16 protein-coding genes are annotated in these 18,781 nt (G+C 71.1%); 7 read left to right on the forward strand and 9 right to left on the reverse strand.

Annotated features, from left to right (window positions below; genetic code table 11):
- Nucleotides 1-19 precede the first annotated feature (19 nt).
- The 5 genes from NUT86_RS10130 to NUT86_RS10150 are packed head-to-tail and all read right to left on the reverse strand — an operon-like array spanning nucleotide 20 to nucleotide 5,453.
- Nucleotides 20-1,015, reverse strand: a complete 996-nt coding sequence (locus NUT86_RS10130; protein WP_446750758.1) for an ABC transporter substrate-binding protein — start codon at nucleotides 1,013-1,015, stop codon at nucleotides 20-22.
- Between the two features lie 2 nt (nucleotides 1,016-1,017).
- Entirely contained in the window at nucleotides 1,018-1,788 is a 771-nt protein-coding gene (locus NUT86_RS10135) for an amino acid ABC transporter ATP-binding protein (protein WP_274734744.1), read from the reverse strand.
- Nucleotides 1,785-2,684, reverse strand: a complete 900-nt coding sequence (locus tag NUT86_RS10140; protein WP_159490180.1) for an amino acid ABC transporter permease — start codon at nucleotides 2,682-2,684, stop codon at nucleotides 1,785-1,787. Before NUT86_RS10140 ends, NUT86_RS10135 begins: the two co-directional genes overlap by 4 nt.
- On the reverse strand, nucleotides 2,668-4,587 hold the full coding sequence (locus NUT86_RS10145; protein WP_274734745.1) for an FAD/NAD(P)-binding protein: 1,920 nt from the start codon (nucleotides 4,585-4,587) through the stop codon (nucleotides 2,668-2,670). The genes NUT86_RS10140 and NUT86_RS10145 overlap by 17 nt, the downstream gene beginning before the upstream one ends.
- A complete protein-coding gene (locus tag NUT86_RS10150; RefSeq protein WP_274734746.1) occupies nucleotides 4,584-5,453 on the reverse strand; it encodes an amino acid ABC transporter permease in 870 nt (289 codons plus the stop codon). The genes NUT86_RS10145 and NUT86_RS10150 overlap by 4 nt, the downstream gene beginning before the upstream one ends.
- A gap of 456 nt (nucleotides 5,454-5,909) precedes the next feature.
- Between NUT86_RS10150 and NUT86_RS10155 the strand changes: the two genes are divergently transcribed.
- The 4 genes from NUT86_RS10155 (at nucleotide 5,910) to NUT86_RS10170 (ending at nucleotide 9,462) form a co-directional block, all read left to right on the forward strand.
- On the forward strand, nucleotides 5,910-6,998 hold the full coding sequence (locus tag NUT86_RS10155) for an LLM class flavin-dependent oxidoreductase (RefSeq protein WP_274734747.1): 1,089 nt from the start codon (nucleotides 5,910-5,912) through the stop codon (nucleotides 6,996-6,998).
- Complete coding sequence (locus NUT86_RS10160; protein WP_274734748.1) at nucleotides 6,995-7,501, forward strand: GNAT family N-acetyltransferase; 507 nt, start codon at nucleotides 6,995-6,997, stop codon at nucleotides 7,499-7,501. Before NUT86_RS10155 ends, NUT86_RS10160 begins: the two co-directional genes overlap by 4 nt.
- Before the next feature lie 8 nt (nucleotides 7,502-7,509).
- Entirely contained in the window at nucleotides 7,510-8,451 is a 942-nt protein-coding gene (locus tag NUT86_RS10165; RefSeq protein ID WP_274734749.1) for an ABC transporter substrate-binding protein, read from the forward strand.
- A 561-nt stretch (nucleotides 8,452-9,012) separates the two neighbouring features.
- Nucleotides 9,013-9,462: a cell division protein SepF gene (locus NUT86_RS10170; protein ID WP_018087923.1), complete on the forward strand. Its 450-nt coding sequence runs from the start codon at nucleotides 9,013-9,015 to the stop codon at nucleotides 9,460-9,462.
- Between the two features lie 105 nt (nucleotides 9,463-9,567).
- On the opposite strand, the gene NUT86_RS10175 is transcribed toward NUT86_RS10170, so the two are convergent.
- Nucleotides 9,568-10,764, reverse strand: coding sequence for an acyl-CoA dehydrogenase family protein (locus tag NUT86_RS10175; protein ID WP_093647980.1), 1,197 nt, complete (start codon nucleotides 10,762-10,764; stop codon nucleotides 9,568-9,570).
- Nucleotides 10,765-10,903: 139 nt separating this feature from the next.
- The gene (locus NUT86_RS10180; RefSeq protein ID WP_274734750.1) at nucleotides 10,904-12,556 is read right to left on the reverse strand and encodes an MFS transporter; all 1,653 of its coding nucleotides are present in this window, start codon (nucleotides 12,554-12,556) and stop codon (nucleotides 10,904-10,906) included.
- 211 nt (nucleotides 12,557-12,767) lie between these two features.
- On the opposite strand from NUT86_RS10180, the gene NUT86_RS10185 reads away from it, so the two are divergent.
- Nucleotides 12,768-13,961 carry a hypothetical protein gene (locus NUT86_RS10185; RefSeq protein WP_274734751.1) on the forward strand — a complete coding sequence of 398 codons (1,194 nt, stop codon included), beginning with the start codon at nucleotides 12,768-12,770 and terminating at the stop codon, nucleotides 13,959-13,961.
- A 289-nt stretch (nucleotides 13,962-14,250) separates the two neighbouring features.
- Nucleotides 14,251-15,291, forward strand: coding sequence for a phosphatase PAP2 family protein (locus tag NUT86_RS10190; RefSeq protein WP_018087927.1), 1,041 nt, complete (start codon nucleotides 14,251-14,253; stop codon nucleotides 15,289-15,291).
- Nucleotides 15,292-15,395: 104 nt separating this feature from the next.
- Here the strand turns inward: NUT86_RS10190 and NUT86_RS10195 are convergent, their stop codons facing one another.
- Entirely contained in the window at nucleotides 15,396-15,608 is a 213-nt protein-coding gene (locus tag NUT86_RS10195; protein ID WP_018087928.1) for an I78 family peptidase inhibitor, read from the reverse strand.
- Between the two features lie 509 nt (nucleotides 15,609-16,117).
- Between NUT86_RS10195 and ctaD the strand changes: the two genes are divergently transcribed.
- On the forward strand, nucleotides 16,118-17,797 hold the full coding sequence (gene ctaD / locus NUT86_RS10200) for an aa3-type cytochrome oxidase subunit I (RefSeq protein WP_109888827.1): 1,680 nt from the start codon (nucleotides 16,118-16,120) through the stop codon (nucleotides 17,795-17,797).
- Here ctaD and NUT86_RS10205 read toward each other — a convergent pair.
- Complete coding sequence (locus NUT86_RS10205; protein WP_274734752.1) at nucleotides 17,688-18,722, reverse strand: helix-turn-helix transcriptional regulator; 1,035 nt, start codon at nucleotides 18,720-18,722, stop codon at nucleotides 17,688-17,690. The two genes, ctaD and NUT86_RS10205, sit on opposite strands and share 110 nt — an antisense overlap.
- Nucleotides 18,723-18,781: the final 59 nt, after the last annotated feature.

An 18,781-nucleotide genomic window follows, 5' to 3' on the forward strand; every position in this document is an offset into this window, starting at 1 on the left:
TTTCTGCGCCGGGCGCCGGTCAGTTGGCGGTCCTGGGCAGGCCGGGCGGGTTGATCTGCGAGGTCTTCAGGTGCTCGCCGGTCAGCCCCCAGCGCGCCAGCACCTTGCCGTAGCGGCCGTTGTCGATGACCTTCTGCAGAGCGGCGGCATAGGCCTTGACCAGGCCGCTGCCCTTCTTCGTGGTGGCGGCGATCTTGCCCTGGACGCGGTCACCGCCCCCGGAGAAGGTGCCGACGAGCTCCGTCTGGCCCGCGGTGTTCACGTGGTACGCGGCGGTCGGGTTCGGGCCGAAGAAGCCGTCGAGACGGCCCGACTGGAGCGCGAGGTAGGTGTCGGAGGGCTTGTGGAAGTACTTGATGTCGACCGGCTCGCGGCCGGCCTTCTCGTTCTCCTTGCTCCAGTCGACCAGGATCTTCTCCTGGTTGGTGCCGGAGTCGACCGCGATGGTCCGGCCCGCGACGTCCTTGGGCCCGCGGACCCGCCAGCCGCTGCCCTTCTTCGCCTCCATCGCCAGCTGATCGAGCCGGTAGGTGGCGAAGTCGTACTTCTCCTTGCGCTCCTCGGTGACGGTGACATTGGAGAACACCGCGTCCAGCTTGCCGCTGTCCAGACCGACGAAGAGGTTCTCCCAGGACAGCGGCTCGAAGCGGGGCTTGAGGCCGAGGGCGTCGGCGACGAGGGTGGCGATGTCCTCCTCGACGCCGATGAGGGTCTTGTCGTCGGTGGCGTGGAAGGTCAGCGGCGGGCTGCCGTCGGCGCTCACCCCGATCCGCAGGGCGCCGGTTTCACGGACCCGGGCGGGCACCAGCGCGGCGGTCTCAGGGTCCTTGGTGCCGTGGATGCGGTGCTGGTCGGGACCGATATTGATCTTCCGTCCGGTCGCACCGGCGGCGGCGACCTGCTCGCTGCCCCCGCCCGGTGCCGCGCCGCCACCGCAGGCGGTCAGCAGTACGGAGCCGGCGGCGAGCGCGAGGGCGGTGGTCAGGGTGCGGCGGTTCAACGGATGACTCCTCATGTTCACAGGACCTTGGAGAGAAAGGACTTGGTGCGCTCATGGCGCGGACGGTCGAGGACCTCGCCGGGCGGGCCCTGCTCGACGATCCGCCCGCCGTCCATGAAGACCACGGTGTCGGCGACCTCACGGGCGAAGCCGATCTCATGGGTGACGACGATCATCGTGGTGCCCTGGTGCGCCAGGTCCTTGATGACATCGAGGACCTCGCCGACCAGCTCCGGGTCGAGCGCGGAGGTCGGCTCGTCGAAGAGCAGCAGCTTGGGCTCCAGGGCGAGCGCGCGGGCGATGGCGACCCGCTGCTGCTGGCCGCCGGAGAGCTGCCGGGGGTAGGCGTCAGCCTTCTCGGCGAGACCGACCCGCGCGAGCAGGGTGCGGGCGGCCTCGACGGCCTCCTTCTTCGGGCGACGGAGCGCGGAGACCGGGGCCTCAGTGACGTTCTCCAGCACCGTCAGATGCGGGAAGAGGTGGAAGTTCTGGAAGACGAAGCCGATCTCCGTGCGCTGCTTGAGGATCTCGCGCTCGCGCAGCTCGTAGAGCTTGTTGCCGGACCGCCGGTATCCCACCAGCGCCCCGCCCACGCTCACCGAGCCGCTGTCGACCTTCTCCAGGTGGTTGATGGTGCGCAGCAGGGTGGACTTGCCCGAGCCGGACGGGCCGAGGACGACGGTGACCTCGCCGGTACGGACGTCCAGATCCACCCCCTTGAGGACATCGAGCGGGCCGAAGCTCTTGTGGACCGAGCGGACCTCGACCATCGCGCCCTGTGGGCTCATCGGGTGGCTCCCTTGGAGAAGTGACGTTCCACGTAGTGCTGGAGGACGGAGAGCACCGTGGTGAGGAGGACGTACCAGGCGGTGGCCACCATCAGCAGGGGCACGACCCGGCCGTTCCGTCCGTAGATGACCTGGACCTGGTAGAAGAGCTCGCCGATCGCCATGACGGAGACGATCGAGGTGCCCTTGAAGAGGGAGATGACCTCGTTGGTGGCGTTCGGCAGGATCGAGCGCATCGCCTGCGGCAGCACGATGCGGCGCAGCTGTCGCAGCCGGGGGATGCCGAGGGCCGCGGCCGCCTCCAGCTGTCCGCCGTCCACGGCCAGCACCCCGCCGCGCACGATCTCGGCGGCGTACGCGGCCTGGTGCAGCGCCAGGCCCAGCACCGCCGCGCCCATCGCCCCGACCAGGCCCATGGTGTCGACGTGGAAGAAGCCGGGCCCGAAGGGGATACCGAACTCCAGGCGCTTGTAGAGATAGGCGAGGTTGAACCAGAACAGCAGCTGGACGATCAGCGGGATGGAGCGGAAGGCCCAGATGTAGCCGAACGCGACCCAGCGCAGGAACGGGCTGCCGGACAGCCGCATGAAGGCCAGCACGACACCCAGCGCAAAGCCGAGGGCGGTGCCGTAGACGGTGAGCTGGAGGGTGACCCAGACCGCCTTGAGCACCGTCTCCGCGGTGAAGAACTGGGCGAACACCGCCCATTCCCAGGCCGGGTTGGTGACCAGACCGTGCACGAACTGGGCGATCAGCACCGCCGTCACCACGATCGCGGCCCAGCGCCAGGGGTGGCGTACGGGGACGACCTTCAGGGCCGCCGGGTCGTCCGCCCCCGGTGGTCCGGCCCGTTGGGGAGCGGCCTGCTCGACGGGGATGTCACTGGTCAGCGGCATGGGATTCCTCGGTGACGGGTGCGCGGCGGACGGGGAGGGTGGTCACGGGCGGGGCGGCCCGGTCCCGGAGGAAGGTGAGCAGCGCCCGCGCGGTGGCGTCGTTCTGCCGGAAGGCGGGTGCGTTGGTACGGGGCCGGGCGAAGGCGCCGCCGGAGCGGGCGTCGGTGTGCGGGCCGAGGGCGAAGCGGCGGGGATGCGGGCGGCCGGACCGGTCCAGCACCCGGCCGTCGGCGGCGGACACCGCCAGCAGCCCGGTGCGCGTCGTGGCCGCGCCGTCGGCGTACAGGGCGCGCAGCAGGGCGTCCCGGGTGTGCGCGACGGTCGGCTCGGGGAGCCGCGCCTCCACCAGCGCCCGCGCCTCGGTCGACTCCCCCGGCACACTGGCGCTCTCGGCACGGAACACCCCGCGCCGTTCGTCCGCGGTGACGGTCGTCCCGGCGCCGAGGAAGCGCACCACACCGGCCCGGGAGAGCGCGAGCAGCTGCCGTAGGCGCGGTCCCGGCGGGCCGGAGGCCAGATAGCTGAAGAAGCCGTGCCACCAGGGGCCGCGGTCGCCGATCCGCACCAGCTGGCCGTAGACCGACAGCAGGGCGAGGAAGACCGCCAGGTCGGGGCTGTGCGCGGGGTCGTGACGGCGGGCCAGGTCGGCCTCGATATAACCGCGCAGCCCCTCTTGCAGCGACGCGCCGTCGGGGTAGCGCAGACCGGCCAGCGGATGGTCCAGGGCCGCCAGGTCGAGGCGGTCGGCGGGGTCCGGGACCGCGGCGCCGACCAGGGCCTGGAGGGCGGCGCCGCCGGGGTCGGCGGCGGCGTATTTCTCCTCGAAGTCGGGCCAGTTCATCCGGGTGCGCCCGGGGTGGGCGGTGAACAGCCGGTGGTAGTGGGCGTAGCCCAGTTCCTTGTCGATCAGCGGCCAGATGTCGCGCCGGAAGTCGAGGTCCGTCCCGGGCCGGGCGAGCAGGGCGTCGACCTGCTCGGGCCCGAAGAAGCGCGGCAGCGGCGGCCGTTCGCCGTGCAGTTCGTAGCCGATCTTGGCGTGGTAGGGCACCCCGCGCCGTGACCCGACGTGCAGGACGGGCTCGCGCCCCGAGGGCCGGTAGGTCAGCTGCCCGTCGGCTCCGGTCGTGTAGCTGCCGCCGCGGCCCTCGGTCAGCAGCACCATGAGGTCGACGAAGGCCAGCCCGAAGCCGCGGACGAGCACCGGCTCGCCGGGCCGCAGCGCGCTCAGATCGGTGTCGGCGGTGAACGCGGGCGGCAGGTGGGTCAGACCATGACGGGCCGCGAAATCCGCCAACTGCCTTTGCTCTGGCGGGAGTTCGGCCTCCAGATGGCCCAGTGCGAGCACCACGAGGTCGGCGAGGAGCGGGGCCGGACGGCCCGCCAGCCACACCTGCTGCCGGCCCTCGCGCGAGCCCGAGACCCGTACCGCCGTCCGCCGGTGCTCATGGACGGCGACGCGCGGCGGCAGCGCGGCCACCGATTGCTCGTACACCCAGCTCAGATAGGCGCTCTGCAGCCGCCGGCCGGCGAAGTCACGGGGCCCGAGCGCCGCGGCGCCGTCGGCCGGGCCGGGCCCGGCGGGGATCTCACCGGACCGCACCCCGCGGGCCCACTCGGCGAGCGAGGGGCCGGGCCGCACCGGCCCGTCCAGTTCGACGGTCTCGTCGGTGAACATGGTGACGTCCTCGGCCGTGGAGTTCATCCACAGCAGGGGCGACTGGCCGGCGCGCCAGATGCGGCCGCCGCCGGGCGGATGGGGATCGACGAGGTGCAGGTCGAGGGGCGCGTCGCCGTACAGCTCGGGGGCGTTGGCGGCGATCCGCTCGATCAGCCCGGTGCCGCGCGGCCCGGCTCCCACGATCACCACGGACGGCCGGCCGGACGGGTTCGCGGACCGGCTCATCGGGCACCGGCCGTCCCGCGGGCGTAGTGCCGCTCCAGGTAGTACTGGCCCACGCCGAGCGCGGAGGTGACCACGATGTACCAGAGGGTGGCGACCAGCAGCAGCGGGATGACCTGGTAGGTGCGGTGGTAGACCAGCTGGACGGAGTAGAGCAGGTCCTGGACGGCGATGACGCTGACGATCGAGGTGCCCTTGAGGGTGCCGATCAGCATGTTCCCGGCCGGCGGCACGATCGAGCGCATCGCCTGCGGCAGCACGATGCGGCGCAGCCGCCGCCAGGCGCCCAGTCCCAGCGACTGGGCGGCCTCCAGCTGGCCCTTGTCGACGGAGAGGATGCCGCCGCGGACCACCTCGGCGGCGTAGGCGGCCTCGTGCAGGGTGAGCCCGATGAGGGCGATGGTGATCGGGCCGAGCAGATCGACGGTCTTGATGCCGAGGACCGTCGGGTAGAGCGCCCCGATGTTGAACCAGAACAGCAGCTGCACCAGGATCGGCATCGACCGGAAGAGCCAGACGTAGCCCCAACTGACGCTGCGCAGGACGGGGTTGCCGGACAGCCGCATCGTCGCAAGCAGGGTGCCGAGCACAAAGCCCAGGGCCATGACGAGCACGGTCAGCCAGAGGGTGAGGCCCAGGCCGCGGAGTACGGCGGTGGTCAGGAAGTAGTCGGCGACCACGTCCCATTGGAAGGCGTCGTTGCGGACGACGGAAGTGAGCGCCAGGGCCAGCAGGGCGAGGACGGCGGCGGCCGCGGCCCACTGGCCGGTGCGGCGGCGCGGCACGATCCGGGGGACGGGGTGCGGGGTGCCGTCGTCGGGCGGAGCCGCGGGGGATGCGGTACGGGCGTCGAGGGTGTCGGAAGGCATGCGAAGGCTCCGTGGATGCCGAGAGCGAGCACGGGAGTGGAGCGCCTTCACACAGGCAGAACGGGCCGTGCCCCTCAGCACGACCGGCCCTTGAGGCTATGGGGCGAACACGCCTGGTTGTCAAGGCTGTCCACACTGTGAGCGGTGCGTCACATCCTGGTTGACGCGGAAACGGATGCCTGTTCCACTTAGCCGCATGTATCCATGGCAGCGGCTGGTCACCCGCGACCACATCGACTTCGGTCGTGTGTGGTCGTCGTCCTGTTGAGCTGACGCCCTGCCCTGAAGCCCGTCGCCGGTAAGGCCGGGCCGTTCCGCGGTTCTTTCTCTTCCCGACCGCGCGCCTTCACACCTCGCGCCGCCGTCCGGCGCACCCCTCCCCTCGCTCTGCCCGCAGTCCTCTTTCCGTTTTTCCTGTCGTGTTGTTCCTTCGGCATGCTCGAAGAAGGGCGCAGTATGCGCTTCGGTGTCATGACTTTGATCGACAACGTCCCGGACGCGCGGTCCGGGCACCTCCCCACCCCGCACGACCGCCTCCGGGAGGTCATCGAACTCGCCGTGCTGGCCGAGGAGCTGGGCTTTGACGCCTTCGGTGTCGGGGAGCGGCACGGTGCGCCGTTCCTGTCCAGCTCACCGCCCGCCGTGCTGGCCGCGATCGCCGCCCGTACCCACCGGATCCGGCTCTTCACCACCGTCACCGTGCTGTCCACCCTCGACCCCGTCCGGGTCGCCGAGGACTACGCCACCGTCGACCAGCTCTCCGGCGGCCGGCTGGAGCTGACCATCGGCAAGGGCAACGCCCCCGAGCCGTGGCAGCTGTTCGGCCGCGCGCCGGACGACCAGTACGCGCTGCAGGAGGAGAACTACGAGCTGCTGCGCCGGCTGTGGAGCGAGGAACAGGTCACCTGGTCGGGCCGCTTCCGGGCACCGCTCGACGGGGTGACCACGCTCCCCCGGCCGTATCAGCAGCCGCCCACCGTCTGGCACGGCAGCGCCACCAGCGAACGCTCGGTGGAGCTGGCCGCCCTGTGGGGCGACCCGGTCTTCGCCGCCAATGTCATCCAGCCGGTGGCCAACTACGCCCGGCTGATCGACCGTTACCGCGCACGCTGGGCGGACTACGGGCACGATCCGTCGGCGGCGGTGGTCGGTTCGGGCGGCACGCTCTACGCCGCGGCCGACGACCGCACCGCCCGCCGGGAGTTCGCGCCGTACTACGAAGCGGCCGTCGCCGCCCGCGACGTACCGGGCAACAACACGCCCTTCCGCTCGCTGGACGAGGCCGCGGACCACGGTCCGGCGCTGGTCGGCTCCCCAGGCCGGATCGTCGACAAGATCGTCCAGCAGCATGCCGCCTACGGCCACGCGCTGCAGTTCTTCTCCGTGGACAGCGCCGGGCTGCCCTTCCACCGCAGGGCCGAGGTACTGCGGCTGACCGCCGCCGAGGTGCTGCCGCAGCTGCGCCACGATCTGCCCGACACCCTTCCGTGGCCGTCCGCCGCCGTGGACCCGGTGCCGCGGCCCGTCCCGGAGGCGGCCCGGTGACCGCCGCGCCCCGCCCGCTGCCGGCCGCCCGCCTGACGCTCCGGCACACCACCGTCGGCGATCCGCTCGCCCGTCCCCTGCTGGACGAACTCACCCACGAATACCGCACCCGGTACGAGAAACCCGTCGATCTGAGCCTGGAGTACCCGGCCGAGGAGTTCGCCCCGCCCCGAGGCGCGTTCCTGCTGCTCCTGGCGGACGGCAGCCCGGTCGCCGGCGGCGCCTACCGCCGCTACGACGCCCGCACCGCCGAGTTCAAACGGATCTGGACGCACTCCGCACACCGCCGCCGCGGCCTGGCCCGGCGGGTCCTCGACGCCCTGGAACGGGATGCCGCCGCCCGCGGCTACACCCGCGCCTACCTGACGACCGGCCCGCGCCAGCCGGAGGCCAAGGGTCTGTATCTCGCCGCCGGTTACCGGCCCCTGTTCGATCTGTCCGCCGCCCCGGAGTCGATCGGCCCGCTGCCGTTCGAAAAGCACCTGGAGAGTCCGCGCCCATGAGCCCCGCTATGCCCCGCACCACCGCACGGCGCACCGCCGCCCTCCTGGCCACCGCGGTCCTGGCGCTCACCGCCTGCGGCCCGGGCGGCTCCGCGGGCGGCGCCGGAGCCACCGGACCGGCGGCCGCCGACGCCGGCCTCCCCACCACGGACGTGGTCTCGGACGTCAAGAAGGACCCGGCCGCCGCCGAACTGCTGCCCGCGGACGTCCGCACCCGGGGCCGCCTCTCCGTCGCCACCAGCGTCGGCACCCCGCCCGGCGCCACCTATCTGGCCGACGGCAAGACCCTGGCCGGTCAGGACATCGACTTCGCGAACGCCGTCGGCAAGGTCCTCGGCCTCACGATCGACCGCGAGGTGGCGAGCTTCGAGGCGATCCTGCCGGCCCTCGGCAGCGGCAAGTACGACATGGGCACCGGCAACTTCGGCGTCACCGACGAGCGCCGCCAGACCATCGACTTCGTCACGTACATCAACGACGGCCAGGGCTTCGCGGTCCGCAAGGACAGCCCGCTGAAGAAGGTCCGCTCCCTGCAGCAGCTGTGCGGGCTGACGGTCGCCACCGGCGCGGGCACCACCTTCGAGGCGACGCTGGAGGAGAACCGGCACCGGTGCGAGAAGGCCGGCGAGAAGCCGTACGACGTCAAGACCTACGCCGAGCAGGGCGCCCTGTGGATCTCGCTCCAGCAGGGCCGCACCGATGTCGTGATGAGCACCATCAACGGGCTGCGCTACGCGGTGAAACAGCAGCCGGGCCTGCGCTTCCTCAATGAGTTCAAGCGGCTGGACGTCGGCTTCGCGTTCAAGAAGGGCACTCCGCTGGCGCCCGCCGTCCGGGCCGCGGTCAACCGGCTGAAGAAGGACGGCACCTACGGCCGGATCCTGAAGAAGTGGGGCACCGGCCCCTCGGCCATCGAGACCTCGCGGATCAGCCCGCCGGAGCTCCGCTGAGCCGGGGTCCGTGGGGCGGCCGCACCGTTCCACGGACCCCATCGGCGCCACGATCCGGGGATGCGGCGAAAGGTGGCGTGAATGATGCGCCCGGAACCCCGACCGGGGGGCGTGAACCGCACCCGGAACATCGGGTTCCGGCCGCCATGGTCGGACAATCGGCCTGGGCAACTTTCGAGGGAAGCGGGTCCGGTGGACACAGGTCGGAATCCGACGCGGCGTCAACACCCCTCCGATGGGCCAGTCTCCCGATCATCGGGCTATCTCGTGGCCCGCCGCCGAGGCCCTTGGCATTTGCCCTGGTCCCGTGCATGAACCGACCCGAGGGTCCGCTCCGTGATGTCGCCACCTCCGGCCCCCGTCACCCGATAGAGTACCGACCGTGATGTTCGTCGTACTGTCAGTTTCGTTACGGGGCGCGTAAGCTGATGCTGCGCCACCCTCTTTGCACCAGATGTGTCACGAACCCCCCGTGCGGCGGCTATCCACTTGGCACACCCTCCGCCTCATGAACGACGATAGGGGCGGACACGCAGAGACCGCGGGTGAGAGGAGGCGTCAATGGGATCGGTGCGCAAGGCGAGTGCCTGGCTTGGCCTCGTCGACGACAGTGATGACGAGCGCTACTACGACGACGACTACGCCGAGGGACCCGATGCCGGTGACTCGGGCGGCAGCCCCTGGGTCACCGACCCCCGGGTCCGAGTGGCCGACGAGGCCGCCCAGGACCAGGGCACCCGCATCGCCACGGTCTCCCCGGAAAGCTTCCGGGACGCCCGCGGCATCGGCGAGCTGTTCCGGGACGGCGTCCCGGTGATCGTGAACCTGACGGCCATGGAGTCCGCCGACGCCAAGCGCGTGGTGGACTTCGCGGCCGGCCTGACCTTCGGTCTGCGCGGTTCGATCGAGCGGGTCGCCACCCGCGTGTTCCTGCTGACCCCGGCCGACTACAGGGTGGTCAGCGGTGAGGCCCGCGCCCACCGCAACGGCGGTTTCTTCAACCAGAGTTGAGCACGACCCGCGTGTGTCCGGCCGGGGGTCCGGGGGCCCGCGGCACAAGCCACCGGCGGACCGGCCCCCGGGCGGTGCGGCGACCCGCTCAGCGGGCGAGGCCGCTCACCGGAAGGCGTCCAGACCGGTGAGCGCCTTGCCCAGCACCAGCTGGTGCATCTCGACGGTGCCCTCGTAGGTGAGCACCGATTCGAGGTTGGTCGCATGCCGCATGACGGGGTACTCCAGCGAGATCCCGTTGGCACCGAGGATCGTCCGGGCCGTGCGGCAGATCTCGATCGCCTCCCGTACATTGTTCAGCTTGCCGAAACTGATCTGCTCGGGGCGCAGCCGCCCCGCGTCCATCCGCTGCCCCAGATGATGGGCCAGCAGGATCCCCTTGTGCAGTTCGAGCGCCATGTCGGCGAGCTTGGCCTGGGTGAGCTGGAAGCCCCCGATCGGCTTGCCGAACTGCTCCCGTGTCTTCGCGTAGTCCAGCGCCGCCTCGAAACTGGCGCGCGCGGCCCCCATGGAGCCCCAGACGATGCCGTAACGGGCGTGGCTGAGACAGCCGAGCGGGCCGCGCAGTCCGGTGGCCTCGGGGAGTACGGCGTCGGCTGGCAGGCGCACCTCGTCGAGGACGAGTTCGCTGGTGACGGACGCCCGCAGCGACCACTTGTGCTTGATCTCGGGGGCCGAGAAGCCGGGGGTGCCGGCCGGGACGACGAAGCCGCGGATGCCGTCGTCCGTCCGGGCCCAGACAACCGCGACACCGGCCACCGAGCCATTGGTGATCCACATCTTGCGCCCGGTGAGCACCCAGTCGCCCCCGTCGCGCTTGGCGTACGTCCGCATCGCGGCGGGGTCGGAGCCGATGTCGGGCTCGGTCAGCCCGAAGCAGCCGATGATCTCGCCGGCCGCCATCCGCGGCAGCCACTGCTGCTTCTGCTCCTCGGAGCCGAAGCGCCAGATCGCGTACATCGCCAGCGAGCCCTGGACGGAGACCAGTGAGCGGATACCGGAGTCGGCGGCCTCCAGCTCCAGACAGGCCAGGCCGTACTGGACGGCGGAGGCGCCCGCGCAGCCGTAGCCGGTCAGGGACATTCCGAGCGCGCCGAGGGAACCGAGCTCCCGGGCGAGTTCGCGGATGCCGGGCAGTTCGCCGCGCTCGTACCAGTCGGAGATCTCCGGCAGCACACGGTCGGTGGCCCACCGGCGGACGGTGTCCCGGACCGCCCGGTCCTCGTCGGTCAGCAGATCGTCCAGGCCCAGGGGGTCGCTGGGGTCGAACGGCGGCAGCGTCGAGGACGGCTTTGCGGACATGGCGGGGCCTCCGGCGGATCAGCGCGAAAAACTAGCAGTGGTAGTTATTTGCGCTTCCGACGGTACGGCCCGCGGTGCCGCGCGGCAAGGGTCACCGCCGCGCGGCGGAGCAGGTACGCCCGGTGCGGGGAGCCGGGGGTCAGCGGCCGGAATTCGCCGGGGCGGGCTCGCTGCTGCCGCGGCCGGCCCCGCCCGTGCCCTCGCCCGGGGCGGGTTCGCCGTCCGCCTCCGCCCGCTCCGTGGAGTCCGCCGCCCGGCGCGGCAGCCGCAGCGCGATCCCCGCGCCGACCAGCAGCAGCACGGCGCTGGCGATGAGGGTGACGTGCAGCCCGCGGACGAAGGAGTCCCGGGCGGCCTCCCGCAGCGCGGTGCGGGCGGCTCCGCCCAGGCCGGCGGCGACCTTGTAGGCCTCGCCGAGCGAGTGCGCCGCCGAGGCGGTGGCCCGCTCGGGGACGCCGTCCACATGGTTCAGACCCGGGGCGTAGGCGGCGTTCATGACGCTGCCGAGCAGTGCCACACCGATACCGGCGCCGAGCTGGTAGGAGGTCTCCCCGATCGCGGCGGCACCGCCGGACTGCTCGGCGGGAGCCTCGCTGAGCATCGACTCGTAGGCACCGAACAGCGTGGACTGGAAGCCGAAGCCGAGCAGCACAAAGCCCAGGGACAGCAGCCAGGGGCGGTCCTGACTGCTCATCGCGGTCAGACAGAGCACCGCGACGGCGGTCAGCACGAAGCCGAGGGAGACCATCGCGCGCGGCCCGATGGCCTGCAGCATCTTCGAGCCGGTGAGGCCGGCGGCCATCGCGGCGAAGACCAGCGGCAGCATCCGCAGCCCGGTCTGCAGGGGGCTCAGTCCGAGGACGAGTTGGAGGTACTGAACGGCGATCAGCTGCAGACCCACCAGGGCGAGCATGGCCAGCACGATGCAGCCGACGGAGGTGCCGAACGCGGGCCTGGCGAACAGCCGCACATCGATCAGCGGATGCGTGCGGCGGCGCTGGCGGCGGACGAAGAGGATCAGCAGCAGGACGCCGAGGACGATGGGCAGCAGCGTCGTCGGACCGACCACGGCCGCGCCGCTGCCGATCCGCTTGACGCCGAGGACGATCCCCAGCACACCGAGCGCCGCGACGATCGCGCCGATCACGTCCCAGGGGCCGTTGCGCTCACCGCGCGACTCCGGCAGCAGCCACCCTCCTATCAGCAGCATCGCGGCCATCATCGGGATGTTGATGAGGAAGACCGAGCCCCACCAGAAGTTCTCCACGAGGAAGCCGCCGAGGACCGGGCCGACCGCGGCACCGACCGCGGCCACCGCGCTCCACACACCGATGGCGACCGCGCGCTCGCGCCGGTCGGGGAAGACCTGCCGCAGGATCGACAGCGTCGCCGGCATGATCATGGCGCCGCCGATGCCGAGCAGGGCACGGGCCACCATCAGGATCTGCGGATTGGGCGCGAGCGCGGCGGCGGCCGAGGCCAGGCCGAAGAGGCCGTAGCCGAGAAGGAGGATGCGGCGGCGGCCGACGCGGTCGCCGAGGGTGCCGAAGAGGATCAGCAGCGACGCCGCGATCAGCGGATAGACGTCGACGATCCAGAGGAGCTCGACCGGTCCCGGCCGCAGGTCCTCGGTGACCGAGGGCACGGCGACGTACAGGATCGTGGTGTCCAGCGCGACGAAGAGCAGGCTGACGCAGAGCACGATCAGCACGGTCCAGCGGTTCGCACCGCCACCTGAAAGCCGGGGAACACCAGCCGTCCGTCCACTGCCGGACGCGGTCGTCCCGGACATGCAGCACCTCCAGTCATGCTCTCGCGGCCACGGAACAGGGCGCGAAAACGCCCCGGGCGAACCGGCGGCACGGGCGAGTTGAGACGTCAGACTACGCGAGTCCCGAGGAGTGCCGCGTGGCTCACCTCACGATGAGACGCTCATCGCAGGGCTGCGCGTTCCCCCACCCACCGTCGGCAGTCGTTCTTCGGCCACCTGGATAATCGTCCCGATGAACGATCTTGCCTCCGTCGCCGTTCCCGGCCGGACCCGGTGCGAGGGACCCGTCGTACGGGCCGCGCTGCGCCGGGCCGCGCCCGCGCTGCTGGCGTACGCGGCGATCCGGGCGCTGGGCGTCATCGTCCTCGCCCTCTGGTCGGCGGCCGACGGCAAGAGCTGGCACACGCTGCTGACCGCCCGCTGGGACTCTCTCTGGTACTCCCGGGTCGCGGAGCAGGGCTACGGCTACACCGTCGCGCTGCCCGACGGCGATGTGCACTCCAACCTGGCCTTCTTCCCGCTGCTGCCCTGGCTGGAGCGCGGGCTGTCGGCGCTCTCCCCGCTGTCGGCCGCCGACGCCGGGATGGTGGTGGCCTGGGTGACGTCGCTGGGTGCGGCCTGGGCGCTGTACTCGACGGGTGAGCGGCTGCACGGGCCGCGGGCCGGGGTCGCGCTGGCGGCGCTGTGGGCCGCGCTGCCGGTCGGGATCGTGCAGTCGATGGCGTACTCGGAGTCGCTGTTCACCGCGCTCGCGGCCTGGGGGGTGTACGCCGTGCTGACCGGGCGCTGGGTCTGGGCGGGGGTGCTGGCCTCGTTGGCCGGGCTGACCCGCCCGGTGGGTGCGGCGGTGGTGGCGGCCGTGTGGATCACCGCGGCGGTGACGCTGTGGCGGGAGCGGGCCGGCGGGGCGGGGCCGCGCGCGGCGCTGCGCCGGCACCCGGGCATGCTGCCCGGGGCGCTGCTCGCCCCGCTCGGCTGGTGCGGCTTCTTCCTGTGGGTGGGGGCGCGGCAGGGCTCGTTCACCGGCTATCTGGAGGTCCAGGAGGGCTGGGGCAACGGCTTCGACGGGGGCATCGCGTTCGGCTCCTTCGTCTGGCAGCAGCTGTCGGGGCCCACGTTCGCGGCCGGGCTCGGACTGGCCGTCGGCGTCGGACTGGTGATCTGGCTCTACGTCCGCGGGGTACGGCAGGGGCAGCCGCTGCCGCTGGCGGTCTACGGCGGGACGGTGCTGCTGCTCGCGCTGACCGCCAAGGGCTACTTCGGGTCCAAGCCACGGCTGATGCTGCCGGCCTATCCGCTGCTGCTGCCCCTGGCGGTGGCGCTCGCGCGATGGCGCCCGGTGTGGTCCTGGCTGGTCATCGTGCTGATGGCGGCGGGCTCCGCGGCCTACGGGGCGTTCTGGCTGAACGGCTCGGGCCCCCCGTGACACCCCCGACAGCACGCCGTGTGACCAAAGAACCCCGTTCCGTGACCGTCGCCGGGAGGAAACGTCGCGCAACCCGCGAGCAAATAGCCGATAAACTCCGGAGGGGAAAAGCAGATAAGGCGCTCAGGGTGACGACACGCGCACGCCGGGAAGGGATTGAGAATCGCCGGGAATTCCGCTCCAAATCCCTGTGGCGAAGCCTCGTTTGAGACGCATTCCACATCACATCGTCATTACAAAGCGCACAGTTTGACCAAGCAGCTACATCACACGCGGTAACGTCGATTGAGTGCGTACCGATGACAAGCTCGACCAGATGGAGGAGCAGCGCCCGACCGATCGCGTCCGACCACCCCGCATGACCCGGACCCGCCTGTGGCTGCTGTGGGGAACGCTGGCGGTATATCTCGCGATCGTGGTCGGAGTGCTGGCCACTTCATGGCTGGTCACGCTCGACTGGCAAGTCATGTTCTTCAGGCCCTACAAGCAGTGGCCTGAGATCCATGCCTTCCTCGACTACTTCGTTGTACTGGGCCAGCGCGGACCGACCGCGGTGGCGGTGGCTGCCTGGCTGGGCTGGCGCTGCTGGCGTCAGCGCAACCTCCACCCGCTGCTGGTGCTCGGCGCCTCACTGCTGCTGCTGAACATCACCGTGGGCGCCGCCAAGATCGGCATGGGCCGGCTCGGCCCGCACTACGCGACCGTGGTCGGCTCCCACGAGATGTGGCTCGGCGGCGACATATTCCCCTCGGGTCACACCGCGAACGCCGTGGTCACCTGGGGTGTGCTGGCCTACCTGGCGACCACCTCGCTGCGCCGCCGCACGCTGTCGGTGATCGCCGCACTGGGCGCCCTGGGCGTCGGCATGACCACGGTCTACCTCGGTACGCACTGGGTCAGCGATGTGCTGCTCGGCTGGGCCGCGGGGCTGTTGGTGCTGCTGGCGATGCCCTGGCTGGAGCCCGCGATCACCTGGTTCGAGGACCGCCTCATGGGCATCCTGCTGCGGCTGTGGCTGCGGCTGCGCCCCGATTCGCTGCGCGGCCCGCTGCCGGCCGGCTCGCTGGCGCCCGGCGTGTCCCGGCAGCGCCTCGCCTCCGACGGCGAGGTGCTCGTCCGCGAGACGATCTCCGCCGGCACGGGCGGCCGTGCCGGCTCCGGGCACACCCCGGACGGCTGGCCGCACCACCCGTCGCGCCCGTACTCCATCCGCTCGGAGCGCACTCCGGCCACCCCGGCGGGCAGCCGGCGGCCGCCGCACGCGGACCGCGTCCCGCGCACCACACCGATGAGTCCGACGTCCGGGCGCGGCCGCAACGGAAGCGGCTGACCGCCCCACGGGCCGCGGGGCCGGTACGCACACACCCTCACCCCGCAGCGAAGGCCCCGGCCGCTCCTGGGAGCGGCCGGGGCCTTCGTCGTCGGTAGCGGTGCTCAGCCCTGCCAGGTGCGGTGCACCTCGCCGTCCTTGACCTCGAAGTTGAGCCGGCCGGCCAGGTACTCCATCGTGATGATGGCGCCCGGCGGCAGCGAGCGGACGGTGGTCCAGCCACGCGCTCTCGCCTGCTCCTCGGCGTCCTGCTGGGCGAGGCCGACATACGCCTCGATGTCGTCCTGAGGGTTGTCCGGGAGGTTCGGTACGTCCATGACAGCCACCGTAGGCGCCCTCGACGGTCCGTGGAAGGGCCGCCCTCGCACGCCTCGGTGACTTCCCGGTCCGGTATTGGTCACACTTGTGTCACAGCGATCGTTCGGGCGTTTGCCGGAACTTCCGTCACCCGTACGCGCCGCGTGACCGCGCAACCGGGTGGAAAATCAATCGGCCGGAATTCCGCCTTGATCGAACACGGAACGGACTCAGTCCATCCGGTCAACGCGACGCGCCGTCCGAAAACAATCCCCTGTCAGTTCGGGATTGCCTTTACCCGACGGCCTTTATCGGCCGTCCGGAAATTAGCCAACGAGACACACTCCACACACATTTTCCGCACATCGCCCATCACCCCGCTTACCGGGCCCGCACCCGCCCCCGGCCCCGCCGTCCAGCCCCCCGCCGGATCCCACCGGAACGGACCGGAGCGCCCTCTCGCACTGCGTCCCCCGCGCGAGCATCATGACCGGGCCCCAGTCCACCGTCGACGAACGAGGTGCAGCGGATGGTTACGGACACCGGCCGGGCGAGCGTGCGGCCCCCCGCGGCGCGGCGCCTCGGCTCGGTGCTGGTGGACTGGCTGACGACCACCGACCACAAGAAGATCGGTCACCTCTACCTGATCACCGCGTTCGGGTTCTTCCTGGTGGGCGGCCTGCTGGCGATGGTGATGCGGGCCGAACTGGCCCGTCCCGGGCTGCAGATCATCAACGCGGAGCAGTTCAACCAGGCGGTGACCATGCACGGCACGATCATGCTGCTGCTGTTCGCCACCCCCGCGTTCGCCGGTTTCGCGAACGAGATCATGCCCTTGCAGATCGGCTCGCCCGATGTGGCCTTCCCGCGGCTGAACATGCTCTCGTACTGGCTGTTCCTCTTCGGCGGCCTGATCGTGCTGGGCAGCTTCCTGACGCCCTTCGGCGGTCCGGCCTTCGGGTGGACGGCCTACGCCCCGCTCAACTCGATGGTCCGCTCCCCCGGCATCGGCGCCGATATGTGGATCATGGGCCTGGCGCTCGCCGGGTTCGGCACCATCCTCGGAGCCGTCAACTTCATCACCACGATCATCGTGCTGCGGGCACCCGGCATGACGATGTTCCGGATGCCGGTGTTCACCTGGAACATCCTCTTCACCTCGATCCTGGTGCTGATGGCCTTCCCCGTGCTGGCGGCCGCGCTGCTGGTGCTGGAGGCGGACCGGCAGTTCGGTGCGGTGGTCTTCGACGCGCAGTGGGGCGGGGCGCTGCTGTGGCAGCACCTGTTCTGGTTCTTCGGCCATCCCGAGGTCTACATCATCGCGCTGCCGTTCTTCGGCATCATCACGGAGATCATCCCGGTCTTCTCCCGCAAGCCGATCTTCGGTTACACCATGCTGATCGGCGCGACGATGGCCATCACGGCCCTGTCGGTGATGGTCTGGGCGCACCACATGTTCGTGACCGGGGCGGTGCTGCTGCCGTTCTTCTCCATCATGTCGTTCCTGATCGCGGCACCGACCGGGGTGAAGTTCTTCAACTGGATCGGCACCATGTGGCACGGCTCGGTGTCGTTCGAGACGCCGATGCTCTGGTCGATCGGGTTCCTGGTGAGCTTTCTGTTCGGCGGGCTGACCGGCGTCATCCTGGCCTCACCGCCGATGGACTTCCACGTCACCGACTCGTACTTCGTCGTCGGCCACTTCCACTACGTCGTCTTCGGGACGGTCGTCTTCGCCACCTACGCGGGCTTCTACTTCTGGTGGCCGAAATTCACCGGCAAGATGCTCGACGAACGCCTGGGAAAGATCCATTTCTGGACGCTGTTCGTCGGCTTCCACACCACATTCCTCGTCCAGCACTGGCTGGGGGTGGAGGGCATGCCCCGCCGGTACGCCGACTATCTGGCCGCCGACGGCTTCACGGCCCTGAACACCTTCTCCACCGTCGGCTCCTTCCTGCTCGGCCTGTCCACGCTGCCCTTCCTCTACAACGTCTGGAAGACCACCCAGTACGGCGCCAGGATCACCAGGGACGACCCCTGGGGCTTCGGCCGGTCCCTGGAGTGGGCGACCTCCTCACCGCCGCCCCGGCACAACTTCACGACCCTGCCGAGGATCCGCTCCGAGGCTCCCGCGTTCGATCTGCACCATCCGGAGGTGGGGAAGCAGCCGGTGACGGTGCCAGCGCCCGGGACAAACGGTCCCTGATCTCCCGTACCTGGCCGACAAGCTCCGGCGGCTCACGGACCTCGAAGTCAAAACCCGTCAGCACGATGTGGAGCACCATCAGTTCGAGACTGTGCGCCCCGGTACGCAGCAGACAGTGCTGCTCGTCGACCGCTTCGAGCACCCCGGCGGCCGGGCTGAGACGCTCCGCGGCCCGCTCCAGCGGGGCATGCAGCAGCACGGTGGCCCGGCGCGCGTAGACGCGGGTGGAGATGCCCTGGGAGACATACGCGGCGAGGTCCTCGGCCGGGGGCTCACGGGGTGTGAAGCGCGGCCCGTGCGGCGGGGTGGGGGTGATGCGGTCGGCGCGGAAGGTGCGCCAGTCCGCGCGGTCCACGTCCCAGGCGACGAGGTACCAGTGGCGCCGGGCGCAGACCAGGCGGTGCGGTTCCACGGTGCGGCGGGAGACCGTGCCGTCATGGGCGGTGTAGTCGCAGCGGAACCGCTGGCCGTCCCGACAGGCGTGCGCGAGCTCGGTGAGGGTGTGCGGGTCGGCCCGGGGGCCGCCCGCGTCGAGTATCGGCACGGTGAAGGCGGTCAGCGCACCGACCCGGCGCCGCAGCCGGTGCGGCAGCACCTGCTCCAGCTTCGCCAGCGCCCGTACGGAGGCCTCCTCGATGCCGTCGACACCACCGGCCGCGGCGGTGCGCAGCCCGACCGCGACCGCCACCGCCTCCTCGTCGTCCAGCAGCAGCGGTGGGAGTTCGGCGCCCGCACCGAGGCGGTAGCCGCCAGCCGTCCCGGGCGTGGAGTGGACGGGGTAGCCCAGCTCGCGCAGCCGGTCGATGTCCCGGCGCACCGTGCGCGGGGTGACATCGAGCCGGCCGGCGAGCTCCGCGCCGGACCACTCCCGGTGGGCCTGCAGCAGGGAGAGCAGGCGGAGCAGACGTGCCGAGGTCTCCAACATGACCCGAGTCTCGCAGCCCTTGCGGACAGCCACGGTCCTCGATACGGGACCGGGCCCGC

Source organism: Streptomyces sp. G7(2002), from assembly GCF_028870195.1.
Classification (GTDB): domain Bacteria; phylum Actinomycetota; class Actinomycetes; order Streptomycetales; family Streptomycetaceae; genus Streptomyces; species Streptomyces nigrescens.

Coding starts and splice junctions, on each gene's coding strand:
- NUT86_RS10170 (WP_018087923.1), top strand. CDS start 9,013: ATGGGATCGGTGCGCAAGGCGAGTGCCTGGCTTGGCCTCGTCGACGAC.
- NUT86_RS10165 (WP_274734749.1), top strand. CDS start 7,510: ATGCCCCGCACCACCGCACGGCGCACCGCCGCCCTCCTGGCCACCGCG.
- NUT86_RS10130 (WP_446750758.1), bottom strand. CDS start 1,015: ATGAGGAGTCATCCGTTGAACCGCCGCACCCTGACCACCGCCCTCGCG.
- ctaD (WP_109888827.1), top strand. CDS start 16,118: ATGGTTACGGACACCGGCCGGGCGAGCGTGCGGCCCCCCGCGGCGCGG.
- NUT86_RS10135 (WP_274734744.1), bottom strand. CDS start 1,788: ATGAGCCCACAGGGCGCGATGGTCGAGGTCCGCTCGGTCCACAAGAGC.
- NUT86_RS10175 (WP_093647980.1), bottom strand. CDS start 10,764: ATGTCCGCAAAGCCGTCCTCGACGCTGCCGCCGTTCGACCCCAGCGAC.
- NUT86_RS10180 (WP_274734750.1), bottom strand. CDS start 12,556: ATGTCCGGGACGACCGCGTCCGGCAGTGGACGGACGGCTGGTGTTCCC.
- NUT86_RS10195 (WP_018087928.1), bottom strand. CDS start 15,608: ATGGACGTACCGAACCTCCCGGACAACCCTCAGGACGACATCGAGGCG.
- NUT86_RS10150 (WP_274734746.1), bottom strand. CDS start 5,453: ATGCCTTCCGACACCCTCGACGCCCGTACCGCATCCCCCGCGGCTCCG.
- NUT86_RS10155 (WP_274734747.1), top strand. CDS start 5,910: ATGCGCTTCGGTGTCATGACTTTGATCGACAACGTCCCGGACGCGCGG.
- NUT86_RS10140 (WP_159490180.1), bottom strand. CDS start 2,684: ATGCCGCTGACCAGTGACATCCCCGTCGAGCAGGCCGCTCCCCAACGG.
- NUT86_RS10185 (WP_274734751.1), top strand. CDS start 12,768: ATGAACGATCTTGCCTCCGTCGCCGTTCCCGGCCGGACCCGGTGCGAG.
- NUT86_RS10205 (WP_274734752.1), bottom strand. CDS start 18,722: ATGTTGGAGACCTCGGCACGTCTGCTCCGCCTGCTCTCCCTGCTGCAG.
- NUT86_RS10145 (WP_274734745.1), bottom strand. CDS start 4,587: ATGAGCCGGTCCGCGAACCCGTCCGGCCGGCCGTCCGTGGTGATCGTG.